The 14,761-nt window shown below is 70.7% G+C and carries 14 protein-coding genes; 7 read left to right on the top strand and 7 right to left on the bottom strand.

Annotated elements, in window-relative coordinates:
• Window positions 1–7: 7 nt before the first annotated feature.
• A complete protein-coding gene (locus ACIQ7Q_RS11210) occupies window positions 8–1,498 on the top strand; it encodes an MFS transporter (protein ID WP_403858931.1) in 1,491 nt (496 codons plus the stop codon).
• Between the two features lie 88 nt (window positions 1,499–1,586).
• Here the strand turns inward: ACIQ7Q_RS11210 and ACIQ7Q_RS11215 are convergent, their stop codons facing one another.
• The gene (locus tag ACIQ7Q_RS11215; RefSeq protein ID WP_403858933.1) at window positions 1,587–2,279 is read right to left on the bottom strand and encodes an ANTAR domain-containing response regulator; all 693 of its coding nucleotides are present in this window, start codon (window positions 2,277–2,279) and stop codon (window positions 1,587–1,589) included.
• Window positions 2,280–2,400: 121 nt separating this feature from the next.
• On the opposite strand from ACIQ7Q_RS11215, the gene ACIQ7Q_RS11220 reads away from it, so the two are divergent.
• Entirely contained in the window at window positions 2,401–3,612 is a 1,212-nt protein-coding gene (locus ACIQ7Q_RS11220; RefSeq protein WP_403858935.1) for a PAS domain-containing protein, read from the top strand.
• Here ACIQ7Q_RS11220 and ACIQ7Q_RS11225 read toward each other — a convergent pair.
• From ACIQ7Q_RS11225 to ACIQ7Q_RS11240, 4 genes are all read right to left on the bottom strand, one after another.
• The gene (locus ACIQ7Q_RS11225; RefSeq protein ID WP_403858937.1) at window positions 3,593–4,381 is read right to left on the bottom strand and encodes an RNA polymerase sigma factor SigF; all 789 of its coding nucleotides are present in this window, start codon (window positions 4,379–4,381) and stop codon (window positions 3,593–3,595) included. The two genes, ACIQ7Q_RS11220 and ACIQ7Q_RS11225, sit on opposite strands and share 20 nt — an antisense overlap.
• A 165-nt stretch (window positions 4,382–4,546) precedes the next feature.
• Window positions 4,547–5,299: a metallophosphoesterase gene (locus ACIQ7Q_RS11230; RefSeq protein ID WP_403858939.1), complete on the bottom strand. Its 753-nt coding sequence runs from the start codon at window positions 5,297–5,299 to the stop codon at window positions 4,547–4,549.
• Window positions 5,296–5,550: a BON domain-containing protein gene (locus tag ACIQ7Q_RS11235; RefSeq protein ID WP_403858941.1), complete on the bottom strand. Its 255-nt coding sequence runs from the start codon at window positions 5,548–5,550 to the stop codon at window positions 5,296–5,298. Before ACIQ7Q_RS11235 ends, ACIQ7Q_RS11230 begins: the two co-directional genes overlap by 4 nt.
• Window positions 5,537–6,232 (bottom strand): nucleotidyltransferase family protein, encoded by a 696-nt coding sequence (locus ACIQ7Q_RS11240; protein WP_403858943.1) that lies wholly within the window; start codon window positions 6,230–6,232, stop codon window positions 5,537–5,539. Before ACIQ7Q_RS11240 ends, ACIQ7Q_RS11235 begins: the two co-directional genes overlap by 14 nt.
• Window positions 6,233–6,511: 279 nt before the next feature.
• Here ACIQ7Q_RS11240 and ACIQ7Q_RS11245 point away from each other — a divergent pair, with 279 nt between their 5' ends.
• The 3 genes from ACIQ7Q_RS11245 to ACIQ7Q_RS11255 are packed head-to-tail and all read left to right on the top strand — an operon-like array spanning window position 6,512 to window position 7,829.
• On the top strand, window positions 6,512–6,910 hold the full coding sequence (locus ACIQ7Q_RS11245) for an STAS domain-containing protein (RefSeq protein WP_403858945.1): 399 nt from the start codon (window positions 6,512–6,514) through the stop codon (window positions 6,908–6,910).
• Between the two features lie 56 nt (window positions 6,911–6,966).
• Window positions 6,967–7,365 carry an STAS domain-containing protein gene (locus ACIQ7Q_RS11250; RefSeq protein ID WP_403858945.1) on the top strand — a complete coding sequence of 133 codons (399 nt, stop codon included), beginning with the start codon at window positions 6,967–6,969 and terminating at the stop codon, window positions 7,363–7,365.
• 14 nt (window positions 7,366–7,379) lie between these two features.
• Window positions 7,380–7,829 carry an ATP-binding protein gene (locus tag ACIQ7Q_RS11255; RefSeq protein ID WP_403858947.1) on the top strand — a complete coding sequence of 150 codons (450 nt, stop codon included), beginning with the start codon at window positions 7,380–7,382 and terminating at the stop codon, window positions 7,827–7,829.
• Here the strand turns inward: ACIQ7Q_RS11255 and ACIQ7Q_RS11260 are convergent.
• A complete protein-coding gene (locus ACIQ7Q_RS11260; protein ID WP_403858949.1) occupies window positions 7,792–8,697 on the bottom strand; it encodes a SigB/SigF/SigG family RNA polymerase sigma factor in 906 nt (301 codons plus the stop codon). The two genes, ACIQ7Q_RS11255 and ACIQ7Q_RS11260, sit on opposite strands and share 38 nt — an antisense overlap.
• A 128-nt stretch (window positions 8,698–8,825) precedes the next feature.
• Here ACIQ7Q_RS11260 and ACIQ7Q_RS11265 point away from each other — a divergent pair, with 128 nt between their 5' ends.
• Both ACIQ7Q_RS11265 and ACIQ7Q_RS11270 read left to right on the top strand, forming a co-directional pair.
• Window positions 8,826–9,251 carry an ATP-binding protein gene (locus ACIQ7Q_RS11265; RefSeq protein ID WP_403858951.1) on the top strand — a complete coding sequence of 142 codons (426 nt, stop codon included), beginning with the start codon at window positions 8,826–8,828 and terminating at the stop codon, window positions 9,249–9,251.
• A gap of 147 nt (window positions 9,252–9,398) precedes the next feature.
• Complete coding sequence (locus tag ACIQ7Q_RS11270; RefSeq protein WP_403858953.1) at window positions 9,399–12,338, top strand: HAMP domain-containing protein; 2,940 nt, start codon at window positions 9,399–9,401, stop codon at window positions 12,336–12,338.
• A 49-nt stretch (window positions 12,339–12,387) separates the two neighbouring features.
• Here the strand turns inward: ACIQ7Q_RS11270 and ACIQ7Q_RS11275 are convergent, their stop codons facing one another.
• Window positions 12,388–14,688 (bottom strand): SpoIIE family protein phosphatase, encoded by a 2,301-nt coding sequence (locus tag ACIQ7Q_RS11275; protein WP_403858955.1) that lies wholly within the window; start codon window positions 14,686–14,688, stop codon window positions 12,388–12,390.
• Between the last annotated feature and the right edge of the window lie 73 nt (window positions 14,689–14,761).

Below are 14,761 nucleotides of genomic sequence, written 5' to 3' on the forward strand. Positions count from 1 at the left end.
GGAAGGTATGAGTCAGATCTCGGACGCCGAGACGGGAACCATCACCACCAAGGTCCCAGCACGACTCGACCGGCTCCCCTGGTCGCGCTGGCACTGGATGATCGTCGTCGGCCTGGGCACCGTATGGATCCTCGACGGTCTCGAGGTGACCGTCGTCGGCAACATCGCCAGCCGGCTCTCCGAGGAAGGCAGCGGGCTGCCCATCACGGACGCCCAGGTGACCGGCATGGCTGCCGCGCTCTACGTGGCGGGCGCCTGCTCCGGAGCCCTGTTCTTCGGCTGGCTCACCGACCGGTACGGACGCAAGAAACTCTTCCTCATCACGCTCGCCGTCTATCTCGGCGCGACCGCCCTGACGGCGGTCTCCTTCTCGGTCTGGTGGTTCTTCCTCTTCCGCTTCCTCACCGGTTTCGGCATCGGCGGCGAGTACGCGGCCATCAACTCGGCGATCGACGAGCTGATCCCCAGCAAGTACCGGGGCCGGGTCGACCTCATCATCAACGGCAGTTACTGGCTCGGAGCCATGGGCGGCGCCCTGCTCTCCGTCGTCGCGCTGAACACCGACATCTTCGCGATCAACATCGGCTGGCGGCTGACGTTCGCCCTCGGAGTCGTCCTCGGCCTGGTGATTCTGCTGGTGCGGCGGCAGGTCCCGGAGAGCCCGCGCTGGATGTTCATCCACGGCCGCGCGGAGGGCGCCGAACGGCTCGTCGCGGACGTGGAGCGCCAGATCGAGGAGGAGAAGGGGGAACGGCTGCCGGAGCCGGAGACCGCGATCACCATCCATCAACGGCGCAGCATCGGATTCATCGAGATCGGGCGGACTCTGTTCCGCGCCTATCCCAAACGGGCCACGCTCGGCTTCGCTCTCTTCATCGGACAGGCGTTCCTCTACAACGCCATCACCTTCGGCTTCGGCTCGATCCTGGTGCGGTTCTTCGACGTGTCCAGTGGGAGTACGGGCTACTTCTTCGCCGTCATCGCCTTCGGCAACTTCCTCGGACCGCTCCTCCTCGGCCGCCTCTTCGACACCGTGGGCCGCCGTCCGATGATCGCCGGAACGTACATCCTCTCCGGGCTTCTGCTCTTCGGGACCGCCTGGCTGTTCGGCGCCGGTGTGCTGAACGCCACGACGATGACCCTGTGCTGGTGTGTGGTGCTCTTCTTCGCCTCGGCCGGGGCCAGTTCCGCCTATCTCACCGTCAGCGAGATCTTCCCCATGGAGACGCGCGCCATGGCGATCGCGTTCTTCTACGCCATCGGCACCGCGGCCGGCGGCATCTCCGGCCCCCTGCTCTTCGCCGAGCTGACGGCCAGCGGCGTCGTCGCCGACGCCGTACTGGCCTTCTGCGTCGGAGCCGGTCTGATGGTCGCGGCCGGCGTCGTGGCGGTCTTCTTCGCCGTCGCCGCGGAACGCAGGTCCCTCGAGGACATCGCCACGCCGCTGTCCGTGGCCGAGTCGAAGAGCGACGACACTCTCGGCGCCTCGGCCGGGTGACCGGGGCACCGGACGTGTGCCGTCGGACGAGAGCCGGCGGTTCGCGGTACCGGCTCGACACGCGGCCGGTGCGCCCGTTCCGGCGGGGTCACTTCGAGGGCGGCTGCCGCTTCAGCCCGTGGCCCCGGCTGCGCACGATCTCCTCGGCGACCGCGCTCAGCTTGCGGTTCGAGCGTTGCGAGAAGCGCCGCAGGAGGTCGAAGGCCTGCGCGGGGCCGCAGCCGAGCGCGTGCATCAGGATGCCGCTGGCCTGGTCGATGACAGCGCGTGAGTCCAGCGCGGTCTCGAGCTGGTTCACGTGGGCGAGAGCCGCCCGGTAGAAGTGGTCACGGACCAGCCCCTGGGCGAACTGCTCGCCGAGCACGACCACCGGGTGGTGGGCCAGATGAGCGAACGCGCCGGGGTGGAAGCTGTAGAGACTGAGCGTCATTTCCACGTCGCCACGGCGAAAGGGCATGGTGACGCTGGACCGGATGCCCGAGTCGAGGGCCGCCGCGCGGTACTCGGGCCAGCGCTCCTCGTCGAGAAGGTCGGCGGCGGCAACGGGTTCGCCCGAGTCCAAGGCGCTGGACGTGGGGCCTTCACCCGAGTCGAACTCGACGGAGATCAGCGCGGTCAGGTCGGGATGGGTGGCGGCGGCGCGGCGCTCGGACGTGCCGTCGGTGACTGTGGTGGCGGCGCCGCAGCACGTGTCCACACAGCGCATCGCCGCTTCCGTGAAGTCCGACAGGTCGCGTGCGGTAGCAGCGGGTTCCACGCTGAAATCCGGCGGGGGCAACATGCGCTCGTCCTCCTTCGCACAGGCGGTTGCCCGGCCCCCGCAGCGGCAAACCCCCTGGCCGGGGGCGGCGACCCGGCAGTACCGCCGCACGCCGGCCGCCGGGTCGGATAGATTTTCTTCCATGGCGCAGACGGATGAGTTCGGCGACGATCTTGAGGATTTCGTCCGCCGGGTGGGCGAACTGAGGGCCGCGCGGGGGCTGCCCATCGACGAGCAGCGGACGCTGTTGGACGCCGCGCTCTTCGAACTCCAGCACGTCGCGGAGACACTCTGGCCGAAGTACGAGCGGCTCGCCACTCAGGGCCCGGCACGGGCCTCCGCGGACCGCACCGAACTCCAACTGCTGCGAGCCCTCTTCCAGCGGCTGCCGCTCCCCGTGGCGCTCATCGAGGGTGACACCGTCGTCCGGCGGATGAACCTCGCCGCCACGGACCTGACGGGTGTGCGGGCCGGGTACTCGGCCGGCCGCCCGTTGGCAGGGCTGCTCAGACCGGGCGACCGCGCCGCGCTGCGGTCGCAGGCGGCGGCCGTGGTCCGTGGCGAAGGGCCGCGCAGCCTGCGGGTGCATCTGCAGCAGCGGCCGGAAGAGACCCTCAGGGCCACCCTCACCGCCCTGCGCCCGCCCAACGAGCCGCACCCGGCTGTGCTCATGGTCCTTCAGACCGAGACGATCCCCGACGAGGGCGGCGAATCCTCCTCCGGCCGGGCCGCCGGCTCCCCTGCCGGCCCCGCGTCGGGCCACCCGCGGAGCGCACCGCCCAAGCTGCGCCGTGTCGCCGCTCCCGATCTCGCCGAGGCGGCCGGGCACGCGGCCCAGATGGACCTCCTCGACAACATGACGAGGGTTCTTCTCGGCACCCCGCCCGACGACCCCGAAGCGGCGCTGGGCGCGGCGGCGGAAGTCCTCGCAGCTCATGGCGCCGACTGGGTCGTCGCCGACCTCGTCACGGACTCCGGCCTGCGGCGTGCGGCGGTGCTCGGCCCCTCTGGTGAGGAGGCGGCCGGCCTGGCGGCCAGGATCATGGCCCAGGACCCGGCGCTCTGCCCGATCGTCGTCGACAGCGCGCGGGACGGGGCGGCGGTGCTTCAGCTGCGCCCCGAGGACCTCGACTGCTTCGGCCGTGACGCGGGGGGCGACTCGGTGCTCGTACAGGCCGGTGTGACGTCGCTGCTGTGCGCACCCGTCCGGGTGCCGGGCGAGGAGGGCGCCCCGGTGCTCGGGGTGCTGTCGTTGTTCCGCAGCGGGAGCACACCCGGCTTCTCGATGGCCGAGGCCCGGGCCGTGGACGTCGTGTCCCGGCACGTGGCGCTGGCTATGCGGCGTCGCGCATGACCTCGTTGCGCAGCTGATCGCAGGACCGGCTGATCAGCCGAGAGACATGCATCTGGGAAATCCCCAGCGTCTGGGCGATGCTGCTCTGCGTCATGTCGCGGAAGAAGCGCATGTACAGGATGTTCTGCTCGCGCTCGGGCAGCTTGCGCAGCCCCGGCTTGACCGCTTCGCGGTCGACGAGCACGTCGATGGCAGGGTCGGCCGAGCCCAGCGTGTCGCTGAGGGAGTAGCCGTCGTCGGCCCCGGGGAGCTCGGCGTCCAAGGACAGCGCGGTGAACGACTCCAGCGCCTCCAGACCGACCAGCGCGTCCTCTTCGGACACCCCGGCACGTTCCGCGATCTCCGCGACCGTGGGGGCGCGCCCCGAGATCGTCTGGGAGAGGTCCTGGCGTGCGAAGCGCACCCGGTTGCGCAGATCCTGGACACGCCGGGGCACATGCAGGGCCCACATGTGGTCGCGGAAGTGCCGCTTGACCTCGCCCACGACCGTGGGCACTGCGAAGCTCTCGAACGCGCCGCGTGAGGGGTCGTAGCGGTCGACCGCCTTGACCAGGCCGAGAGCGGCGACCTGTTGGAGGTCCTCCAGCGACTCGCCGCGGTTGCGGAACCGTCCGGCGATCCGTTCGGCCATGGGCAGCCAGGCCGCCACGATCTCCTGACGCATCTCCTGCCGCTCCGGCCCGTCGTCCAGCTCGGCCAGCCGCTGGAAGGCCGCCGTGGTGTCAGGAGCGTCGGAGTGAGAGTGCTTGGTGTGTGCGAACGTGGGCATGATGTCGCGACTCCCTGAAGGGTGTGGGTGCCGTGCCTGAATCGACTCACCCGAGGAAGACGGCGCGAACAGGACGTCACACGCCCGGAGCATCCGCTCCCACGGGGCGTGCCTCCTGTCCGAAGCACATTTCGCACCTGCCCGGGTCCGGACGGCGGAAACCTCTCACCCGACGGCCGGCAGCTCGATTCGCTCATTGACCGGTACGTGGTACACGGCGAAGGCGTGCCCGATGACCGGCTGGGCGACGTTGCGCACCTTCACCCCGCCCGTGGTCATGCCGTGTTCGGTTCCGTGGTGCGCATGGCCGTGCACGGCCAGATCCGCCTCGGCGTCGTCCACCGCCTCCGCGAGCAGGTAGCTGCCCAGGAAGGGATAGATCTCCAGCGGCTCTCCGGCCAGGGTGTCGGGAACGGGGGAGAAGTGCGTCAAGGCGATCCGCACCGCACAGCCGTGGTCCCGCAGATCCGCCAGCGACCGGGCCAGATCGGCCGCGCAACGGCGGGTGTAGCGGACGAAGGCCTTCATCTCCGGCTCGCCGAACTCACCCGCACTGCGGCCCGCGAAGCCGCCGCAGAAGCCCTTCGTGCCCGCGATGCCGACCTGGGTGCCGTCCACGTCCAGCACGGTGCTGTTCCCCTCGAGGACGATCGCCCCGGCGCGCTCCAGCACGGCTGTCACCTCGTCCTCGAGGTCGCTGTGGTAGTCGTGATTCCCCAGTACGGCGACGACCGGAACGGGCAGGCCCTTGATCTCCGCGGCCACCACCTCCGCCTCCTCGATCGTGCCGTGCCGGGTCAGGTCGCCGGCCAGCAGCAGCATGTCGGCGCAGTTGCCGAGCGTCTCCCAGGCGGGGCGCAACAGGCCGCGGCTGTCCGGGGCCAGGTGGATGTCTCCGACGGCGGCTACGCGGATCACTCGAGCTCCTCGGGGCCTTCGGGGGCCGTGGCGCAGACGACCGTGAGGTCGGCCCGCACCGGCAGCCCGCCGAGTTCGGTTTCTGCGATGCGTACGATCTCGTTTCTACAGGCGGCCGTGGAGACGGTGCCCCACAGGTGCACGTATCCGCCGCGCATGGCGATCTGTACGCCCAGTTCGGAGATCTCCTCGTCCGCGAGCCGCTCGCGGAGGCGGGCGATGCGGTACTCGGAGGCCTCAGGCACCTTCATGGGGCACCTCCCGCGGCGGGATGACGTCCAGCCGCTCCAGCAGGTAGAGGAACGCGTCCGGCATGGGTGAGTCCGCGTGGTCACGGCGCAGCCGGTCCCAGTCGACCCGCTCGCGCAGTGCGCGGGCCACCGGCAGCAGGGCGCCGAAGTCGCAGTGGTGCTCGGACAGGGCCGTGAGTCGGCTCTCCAGCAGATCGGTGGGGGCGAGCACCGGCATGTGCACAGAGTCGACCGGCAGGATCTCGGCGCGGTCGAGCATCTCCCTGGTGACGGGACGGTGGGCGAGCTCGAAGATCAGGTCGATCTCCTCGCCGTCGGCCCTCGCCTTCACCAGCCAGTCCTCCGGCGGCGAGGCGACCTGGATACCGCCCTCGGTGAGAGTCCGCAGCACGCCTTCCGCGTCTTCCCTGCGCAGGCAGAAGTCCGTGTCGTGCTGCAACCGGGTGGGGACCCCGTGTGCGTAGGCGGCCACGCTGCCGACCAGGGCGAACGGGTATCCCGACGCCTTCAGCAGTGCGCCCACCCGCTTCGTCGCCTGGAGGATCGCCTGCGTGTGGTCCTGCGGCAGCTCCTCGGGGCCGGTCTGTGCGACGGGAGCCCCGATCGCCGCTTCGACTGCCCCGGCGTTCCCGGCGGACAGATGCGGAGGCCCCGGCCGGGCCGAGTCCTTGGTGTGGTTCATCGCCGGTGCTCCGTCCTGGATCCGTTCGGAGGTGTGAGGAGTGGTTCGTGTTCGTGTACGTGAAGGCCGTGAGGACACGACACGTACCCCGTTGCGGGCAATTGACCCGTGCCGGGGCCTCGTAGTCTGCTCCGGCCAAGGGCTCGGCGGGTGCGAGTGGCGCGGCGGCGTGTGGCGGTGGGCGCGCTGGGTACACGAACGGCCGCGGGTGGCTGCGACGGCGGCCGCGGGCAACAGTCGACGATCCGGTACCAGCGAGCTTCGAGGAGGCGGAAGGCCATGGTCTCGGGAGCCACCAGGCGGTCGGACCAGGAGTCCGTCGCCGGAGATGAGCGGTTCGGCGTCGCCACCAGGCAGCGGGGGGTCACCGTCGTCCTCTCCCTCAGCGGCGAGCTCGACCACGACACGGCCGAGCCGCTCAGGAAGGCCCTCGACCAGCATGTACGGGCCGGCGCCGCACGGATCCTCGTCGACTGCGGGGAGCTGCGGTTCTGCGACTCCACGGGATTGAACCTCCTGCTGCACGCTCGGCTGGCCGCCCAGGAGACGGACGGGCGCATCGAACTCGCGGCCATGCGGCCGCCGGTGGCCCGCATGTTCGAGATCACCGGAGCGAAGGCGGTCTTCACGGTGCACGCCGGCGTGGACGAAGCGCTGGCGGACGAGCGAACCACCTAGCGGGGAGGTGGCTGATGGGCACGGGCCCCGGCGGGAAGGGGCAGAGGCGGAAGGCCATGGTCTCGGGAGCCACCAGGCGGTCGGACCAGGAGTCCGTCGCCGGAGATGAGCGGTTCGGCGTCGCCACCAGGCAGCGGGGGGTCACCGTCGTCCTCTCCCTCAGCGGCGAGCTCGACCACGACACGGCCGAGCCGCTCAGGAAGGCCCTCGACCAGCATGTACGGGCCGGCGCCGCACGGATCCTCGTCGACTGCGGGGAGCTGCGGTTCTGCGACTCCACGGGATTGAACCTCCTGCTGCACGCTCGGCTGGCCGCCCAGGAGACGGACGGGCGCATCGAACTCGCGGCCATGCGGCCGCCGGTGGCCCGCATGTTCGAGATCACCGGAGCGAAGGCGGTCTTCACGGTGCACGCCGGCGTGGACGAAGCGCTGGCGGACGAGCGAACCACCTAGCGGGGAGGTGGCTGATGGGCACGGGCCCCGGCGGGAAGGGGCAGACCCGCCGACTGGCGCTGTTCGGCACCAAGGGCGTGGTGAGCCGCTGCCGCGACTTCACCGAGCAGGCGCTGGCCGACTGGGGCTGGACGGAGAACGGCCGCGAGGACAACGATCTCGTCGAGGACGTGCTGTTGCTCGTCTCAGAGCTGGTCACCAATGCCTGTCTGCACGCGGGCGGCCCCGAGGAGCTGATGCTCAACCGGTCGGGCGGGCGGCTGCGGATCGAGGTGGCCGACGCGGAACCGCGCCCACCCCGGCGACGGCTGCCGAACGAACTCTCCCAGCCCGGCGGCCACGGGCTGATCATCCTCGAGCGGCTGGCGCACCGCTGGGGAGCAGAGCCCCGCGGCACCGGCAAGGTGGTCTGGCTGGAGGTGCGGCTCACCCCTGCGCGGGGGCAGGTGGCGCATCGTCCATGATCCCGGTCCGCAGCTTCGCGAGGATGCGGCCGAGCAGGCGCGACACATGCATCTGGGAGATCCCCAGCCGCTCACCGATCTCCGACTGCGTCAACTCGTCGATGAAGCGCAACGAGAGGATCAGCCGGTCCCGCTCGTCGAGCGTGGCGATCAGGGGCTTGAGCGCCTCCAGCGAATCCACGATGTCGAAGGCGGGTTCCTCCACGCCGAGGCGGCGCGAGACGGAGTTGAACGCCTCCTCGTCGTTCACCGTGGCGTCCAGGGACTGCGCGGTGTATCCGTTGGACGCACGCTCGCCCTCTACGATCTCCTCCTCGCTGACGTGGAGGTAGTCCGACAGCTCCGCGGTCGTCGGCCTGCGGCCCAGCTGCTGTTCCAGCACGTCGAGCGCCTTGGCGAGGTCGATGCGCAGCTCCTGGAGTCTGCGCGGCACCCGCACCGACCAGCTGGAGTCACGGAAGTACCGCTTGATCTCGCCGACGATGGTGGGGAGCGCGAACGAGGTGAACTCCACCTCGCGCTCGACCTCGAACCGGTTGATCGCCTTGATCAGGCCGATCGTGCCGACCTGGACGATGTCCTCCATCGGTTCGGCCCGGCCGGCGAAGCGCACCGCCGCGAACCTGACCAGGCTCAGATTGAGTTCGACCAGCGTGTTGCGGACGTAGGAGTACTCCGCTGTGCCTTCCTCGAGGACGGCCAGCCGTTCGAACAGGGTGGTCGACAGCGCGCGGGCGTCCATGGGGCTGACGGTCCGCGGATCGGGGATCTCCGGGAGGTCCTCAGGTGCGCCACGGACGACCGTGTCGCGGCGGGGGAGTGCCCGGCCCGCGGGCACGGGCTGCTGGATGTGCGCTGAGGTGGACATCAGGCTCCTTCGACGGGGCCGGGGCCGGCGCTGTCGGCTGCAGCGGGGACCGTCGGGGTGAGCACTTATGTACCGATGATTCCCCTTCGGGGTGCTTTGAAGCAATTCCTGGGGGCACTGGGTCCGGTATGGAACGCACACCGGACAAGCCGGATATTTCTCAGAGCCGACGCTTCCCGCTCGAGGGAGGCCCGGGTGCGGTGGGCCGGTGCCGTGATCTCACGAGGCGGGTTCTCGACGAGTGGTTCCCCCCGCCCCGGCCCTCCCGCCGTGTCGCGCTCGACGACGTGCTGCTCCTGGTCTCCGAAGTCGTCACGAACTCGTGCACACACGGTGGCGCTCCGTGCGAGCTGCGGATGGACCGGGGACCTGGACGCGTCTGGATCCAGGTCAGCGACACCAGCGCCGCCGGGCCACGGCCGATCGGCCGCCACCGGCCCGCCCGGGCCTTCGGACACGGCGTCTACCTGCTGGAACGTCTCTCCGCCGAGTGGGGGTGGGTGCGGCGGGGGGCGGGCAAGGCCGTCTGGTTCGCCGTCTCGATCCCCGAGTGAGTGCGCCGCCGGGCGGCCCTCGAGCAGTCGCCGACGCCGGGGTGTCGGCGGGGTGCACGCGTGCCACAGTGGAGACAGCCGTAGCCGACGCCGCTCCGGCGGTGGATCGACCACGGCGCCGCATGTCACGACAGCGCGAGGTCTGCGATGGACGCGTCCGCCCCTACGCCCGGCCCGCCGACGGGCCGGCCTCCCGCGGAGCTGAGCGAGGAGGGACTCAGAAAACTGCTGGCCGGCCTCACCGCCGTAAGGGACGGCGACCTCTCGGTCCGGCTGCCCTACGACGCCGGACTCCTCGGTGAGATCGCCGCCATCTACAACGGCATGGTGGAGCAGCTCTCCCTGGTGACCGCCGAGGTCACCAGGGTGGCGGGGGAAGTGGGCGGGCAGGGCCTGCTCGGCGGCCAGGCGCGCGAACCGCAGGTCAGCGGCGCATGGCGGGAGCTCACGAGCAGCGTCAACACCATGGCCGACAACCTCACGTCTCAGGTGCGGTCCATCGCCCAGGTCGCGACGGCGGTGGCCCGCGGTGACCTGACCCAGAAGATCCGGGTCGAGGCCAGGGGCGAGATCCTCGAGCTGAAGGAGACCATCAACACGATGGTGGACCGGCTCTCGTCGTTCGCGGAGGAGGTGAGCCGGGTCGCCCGCGAGGTCGGCACCGACGGAAACCTCGGCGGCCAGGCCACCGTCCGCGGCGTGTCCGGCACCTGGAAGGACCTGACCGACAACGTCAACTCCATGGCGAACAACCTCACCAACCAGGTCCGCAACATCGCCCAGGTCACCACCGCGGTCGCCGGCGGAGACCTGACCCGCAGGATCGACGTCGACGCGCGGGGCGAGATCCTCGAGTTGAAGACCACCATCAACACCATGGTCGATCAGCTGTCGTCATTCGCCGCAGAGGTCACCCGCGTCGCCAGGGAGGTCGGCAGCGAGGGCCGGCTGGGCGGGCAGGCGGAGGTCGAGGGGGTCTCCGGGACGTGGAAGCGCCTCACGGAGAACGTGAACGAACTCGCCGGCAACCTGACCCGCCAGGTCCGCGCCATCGCAGAGGTGACCAGTGCCGTCGCGGAGGGCGATCTCACCCGGTCGATCACGGTGGAGGCGCCGGGTGAACTGGGCGATCTCAAGGACAACATCAACGCCATGGTCGAGTCCCTGCGCGCGACCATCCGCGCCAACGAGGAACAGGACTGGCTCAAGACGAATCTCGCCCGGATCTCCGGACTCATGCAGGGCACCAGGAACCTCACCGCGGTCGCCGAGCTGATCATGGACGAGGTGCCGCCGCTGACAGGTGCCCAGTACGGAGCCTTCTTCCTGGCGGAGGAGAGCGCACAGGGCGTCGAGCTCGTCATGATCGCCTCGTACGGTGCCCCCGACCCGGATGCTCAGGGGCGACGTATCCGCCTCGGCCAGTCCCTCGTGGGGCAGGCGGCCCGCAGCCGGCGCACCATCGAGGTCCACGACCTGCCGCCCGGATATGCGACGGTCTTCTCAGGAACCGGACAAGTGGATCCGAGCCATCTGATCGTGCTGCCCGTGGTTCTGGAGGACCAGTTGCTGGGCGTCGTCGAGCTCGCGTCGGTGCGGCCGCCGACCGTCGTCCACCGCGACTTCCTCGGCCAGTTCATCGAGTCGGTCGGCATCAACGTCAGCACGCTGATCGCCCACACCCGCACCGACGAACTGCTCGGCCGCTCCCAGCGGCTCACCGCCGAGCTCAGCGCACGGTCCAAGGAACTCCAGGCCCGCCAGGAGGAGTTGCAGCGCTCCAACGCCGAACTCAAGGAGAAGGCGGCACTGCTCGCCGACCGCAACCGCGACATCGAGCGCAAGAACCTGGAGATCGAGCAGGCCCGCCAGGAGCTGGAGGCCCGGGCACAACAGCTCTCCCGCACTTCGATGTACAAGTCGGAGTTCCTGGCCAACATGAGCCACGAACTGCGAACCCCGCTCAACAGCCTGCTCATCCTGGCCCAGCTGCTCGCCCAGAACCTCGAGGGCAACCTGACGGAAAAGCAGGTCGACTACGCCGAGGTGATCCACTCCGCGGGCTCCGACCTGCTGCAGCTGATCAACGACATCCTGGACCTGTCCAAGGTCGAGGCGGGAAAGATGCCCATCCACCCCGCGGCGTTCCCGCTCACCGGGCTGATGGAGCACGTCGAGGCCACCTTCCGCCCCGTCGCCACCGAACGGGAACTCGCCTTCGAGGTCACCGCGGAACCGGACGCACCGCAGTGGCTCACCTCCGACGAGTCCCGGCTCCGCCAGGTCCTGCGCAACCTGCTGTCCAACGCTCTGAAGTTCACCGACCAGGGCCGGGTCGAGCTGCGCATCGCCCACGCGAACGAGGAGGAACTGCCGCCCTCCCTGCGGGACTCCGCGCCCGTCGTCGCCTTCCGGGTCCTCGACACGGGCATCGGCATCCCGGCAGACCGGCTGGAGAGCATGTTCGGCGCCTTCCAGCAGGGCGACGGAACCACGTCCCGCCACTACGGAGGTACCGGCCTCGGACTGTCGATCAGCCGGGAGGTCGCCCGGCTGCTGGGCGGCGCCCTGGAGGCACAGAGCACCCCCGGCCGCGGCAGCTGTTTCACCCTCTACCTGCCGGTCCACCGCAGCAGCTCCACCCAGGCGGAGCCCCAGGAGGAGACCCGAGCGCACGGCGCGGCCGACCCGCGGGCGAAGTCCCCCGCGCCCGGGCACACGGTGCTGCTGGTGGACGACGACACGCGGAACGTCTTCGCCCTCACCGAGGTACTCGAGCGCGAGGGCGTTCACGTCCTGCAGGCGGACAACGGCAGAGCCGGCATCGACCTGCTGCGGGCCCACCACGAGGTCGATCTCGTGGTCATGGACGTGATGATGGCCGGCATGGACGGCTACGCGGCCATGGCGGCCATCAGAAAACTGCCGCACGCCGCGGAAGTACCGATCATCGCGGTCACCGCCAAAGCCATGCCGGGCGACAGGGCGGAGGCGCTCGCCGCCGGAGCGGACGACTACGTGGCCAAACCGGTCGACGCGGACCACCTCATGGCCAAGATCCGGCAGTGGCTGGAGGAGCTGCACTGAGTTGCCCCCGCCTGCTCGCCGGCGGCGGACGCGGGCCGACGAGGGGGCGTCAGCCGAGGCGGATGGCGATGAGGCTCGTGTCGTCGTCCGTGTCACCCGTCGCCGCGCTCAGCAGCCGGTCGACCTGCTCGTCGATCCCGCACGACGTGAGCTCCTCCGCGGTGCGGCACAGCGCCGCCAGCCCTTGGTCCAGCCCGCCATGACGGCGCTCGATCAGCCCGTCCGTGTACAGCAGGAGCGTGTCGCCGCAGCGCAGCTGCGTCGTCTGCTCCCGGTAGTCGGGGGAACGCGCCGCGCCGAGCAGGAGGTCGTGCGGGGGTTCCAGCAGCTGCGCCGTACCCTCACGCAGCAGCAGGAGCGGCAGATGACCGGCGCTCGCCCAGCGCAGCGTTCGGTCCTCGGGGTCGTACAGCGCGCACACCGCCGTGGCCGTGGGACGCCCCGGAGCATGCAGGGTCACTTCGTTGAGCCACGCCATGAGGCGGCCGGGGGAGTGGCCGGTGAACGCGAGGCCACGCAGCGCGTTGCGCAGCGCGACCATGCCGGTGGCCGCGTCGATGCCGTGGCCCGCGATGTCGCCGACCGCCATCAGGACCTTTCCGCCGGGCAGCGGCAGGATGTCGTACCAGTCGCCGCCCACGCGGTACTCCTGCGCCGCGGGCCGGTAACGTGCCGCCGCGCCGAGCCCCTGCAGCTTCGTCAGCGACGGCACCTCCGGCACGATCGCCTGCTGGAGTTGGAGCACCAGCCGGTGCCGCAGGCTCGCCTGCGCCCGCACCGCCGTGAGCTGGTCGAACGTCGCCGTCAGCGCGACCTCGGTGTGGTACTCGGCCGAGATGTCCTGGTAGACACCGGTGATCCCCGACAGGGCCGCCCCGTGCAGCAGCGGCTCCGCGGCGATCCTCACATGGCGCAGCCCGCCGTCCTGGCGGACCACCCGGACCACGGCCGCGGCCCCCTTGCGGCGGTCGACGAGGTCGGTGAGGAGCTCGGCGAGCTCGTCCGCGTCATCGGGATGGACGCGCGGCCCCAGCTCGGAGAGCGGTACAGGCGGCGAGCCGCGCTCCATGCCGAAGATCGCGTACGTCTGGTCGGTCCATGTCGACCGGCCCGTGCCGAGGTCGTCCTCGAACAGGGCGAGACCCTGCAGCCGGCCCACGGCGCGCCCGACGGCCGTGCGGCGGTCGGTGTACGTGTGCCACAGCACGATGGTGCGGTCCGTGTCCACCGGAAGCACCCTCACGTCGAGGAGCGGACCCGCGGACTCGGCGGTGTGCTCGGCGGGCAGGCGCGCGGCCCGCTGCGGGAAGCTCGCGTAGTGCGCGCGCCGCGACATGGCCTCCAGATCCGCGTGGAGCAGCGGGAACGCGGCCTCGACCGGCAGCCCCACGGTGCGGTGTGAACCGCCCAGTGCCTCACCGGCCGGTCCGTTCACGTGCTCGACCAGCAGAGCCGAGGTGTGCCGATCGCGTTTGAGGGTCATCGCCGGGTGGACCAGGGCGTCGAGCAGGTCGTCGAGCGCCGGCTGCTCCGACGGCGTCAGCGGTTCGGCCGCCAGCACGTTCGCCGCGACCTCGATCAGGTCGGTGAGCGCCGCGCGGAGCCTGTCGTCCAGGTCGGCGCTCTCGGGCCACACGGCAAGCGCAAGCCCCACGGTCCTGCCCCGCAGCCGCAGCGGGAAGAGGGCACGAGCCGCGCGGTCGGAGGGCCCGGGCAGCACGTCCGGTGGCGCGGGACCTGTCGGCAGCCACACGGGCGCGGCGTCGGCGAAAGCCGAGCGGACCGACACCGGGGCCGCCGGGGGGATCCAGTACCACTGTGCCGCCTCGAGGGCGCTGGCTCCGGCATGTCCGGCCAGGCGGAGACAACCGGAGCCGGTCAACTGCCACAGCCACAGAGCCTCCACGCCGAGCGGCTTCAGACCGCCCTCCAGCAGCGTGGCAGCGCCCTGCGTCACCGTGTGGGAAACCTCGGCGGCGGTGAGCACCCGGCGCAGCCGACGGGCTTCCGCAGGGGACGGCGCCGCCTCCTCGTCGGCGTCGCCGGGCAAGTCCGCGGACGGACCGGCCGTGGAAACGACGACAGCTCCGGCGACACCGTTGACGATGTCCGCGGCGATGTCCTCGGGGCTCAGCGAGGCCGATACGGCGAGCCGGGCGAGATGTTCACCGGCCTCCGAGGGCGATGTGCGCAGCTGCGCCGCGAGGATCCCGACGGCGAGGTCGGTCAGATGACGCCGGCTGAGTTCCTCGCGGAGGGCGGTGTTCTCCTGGGCCAGACGGACGACGGTCGCCGTCGACCCGCTCCGGACGCCGCCCGCTCCGGAAGCGCCGTGGGGTGGCTTGATCACGACCACTCCCATCTCGAGCAGCCAAGGCGATCAGTCCAGTGGGTGATCGCGCCCGGTCAGGATTTTACGCGCG

The organism is Streptomyces sp. NPDC096176 (genome assembly GCF_044763255.1).
GTDB lineage: Bacteria > Actinomycetota > Actinomycetes > Streptomycetales > Streptomycetaceae > Streptomyces.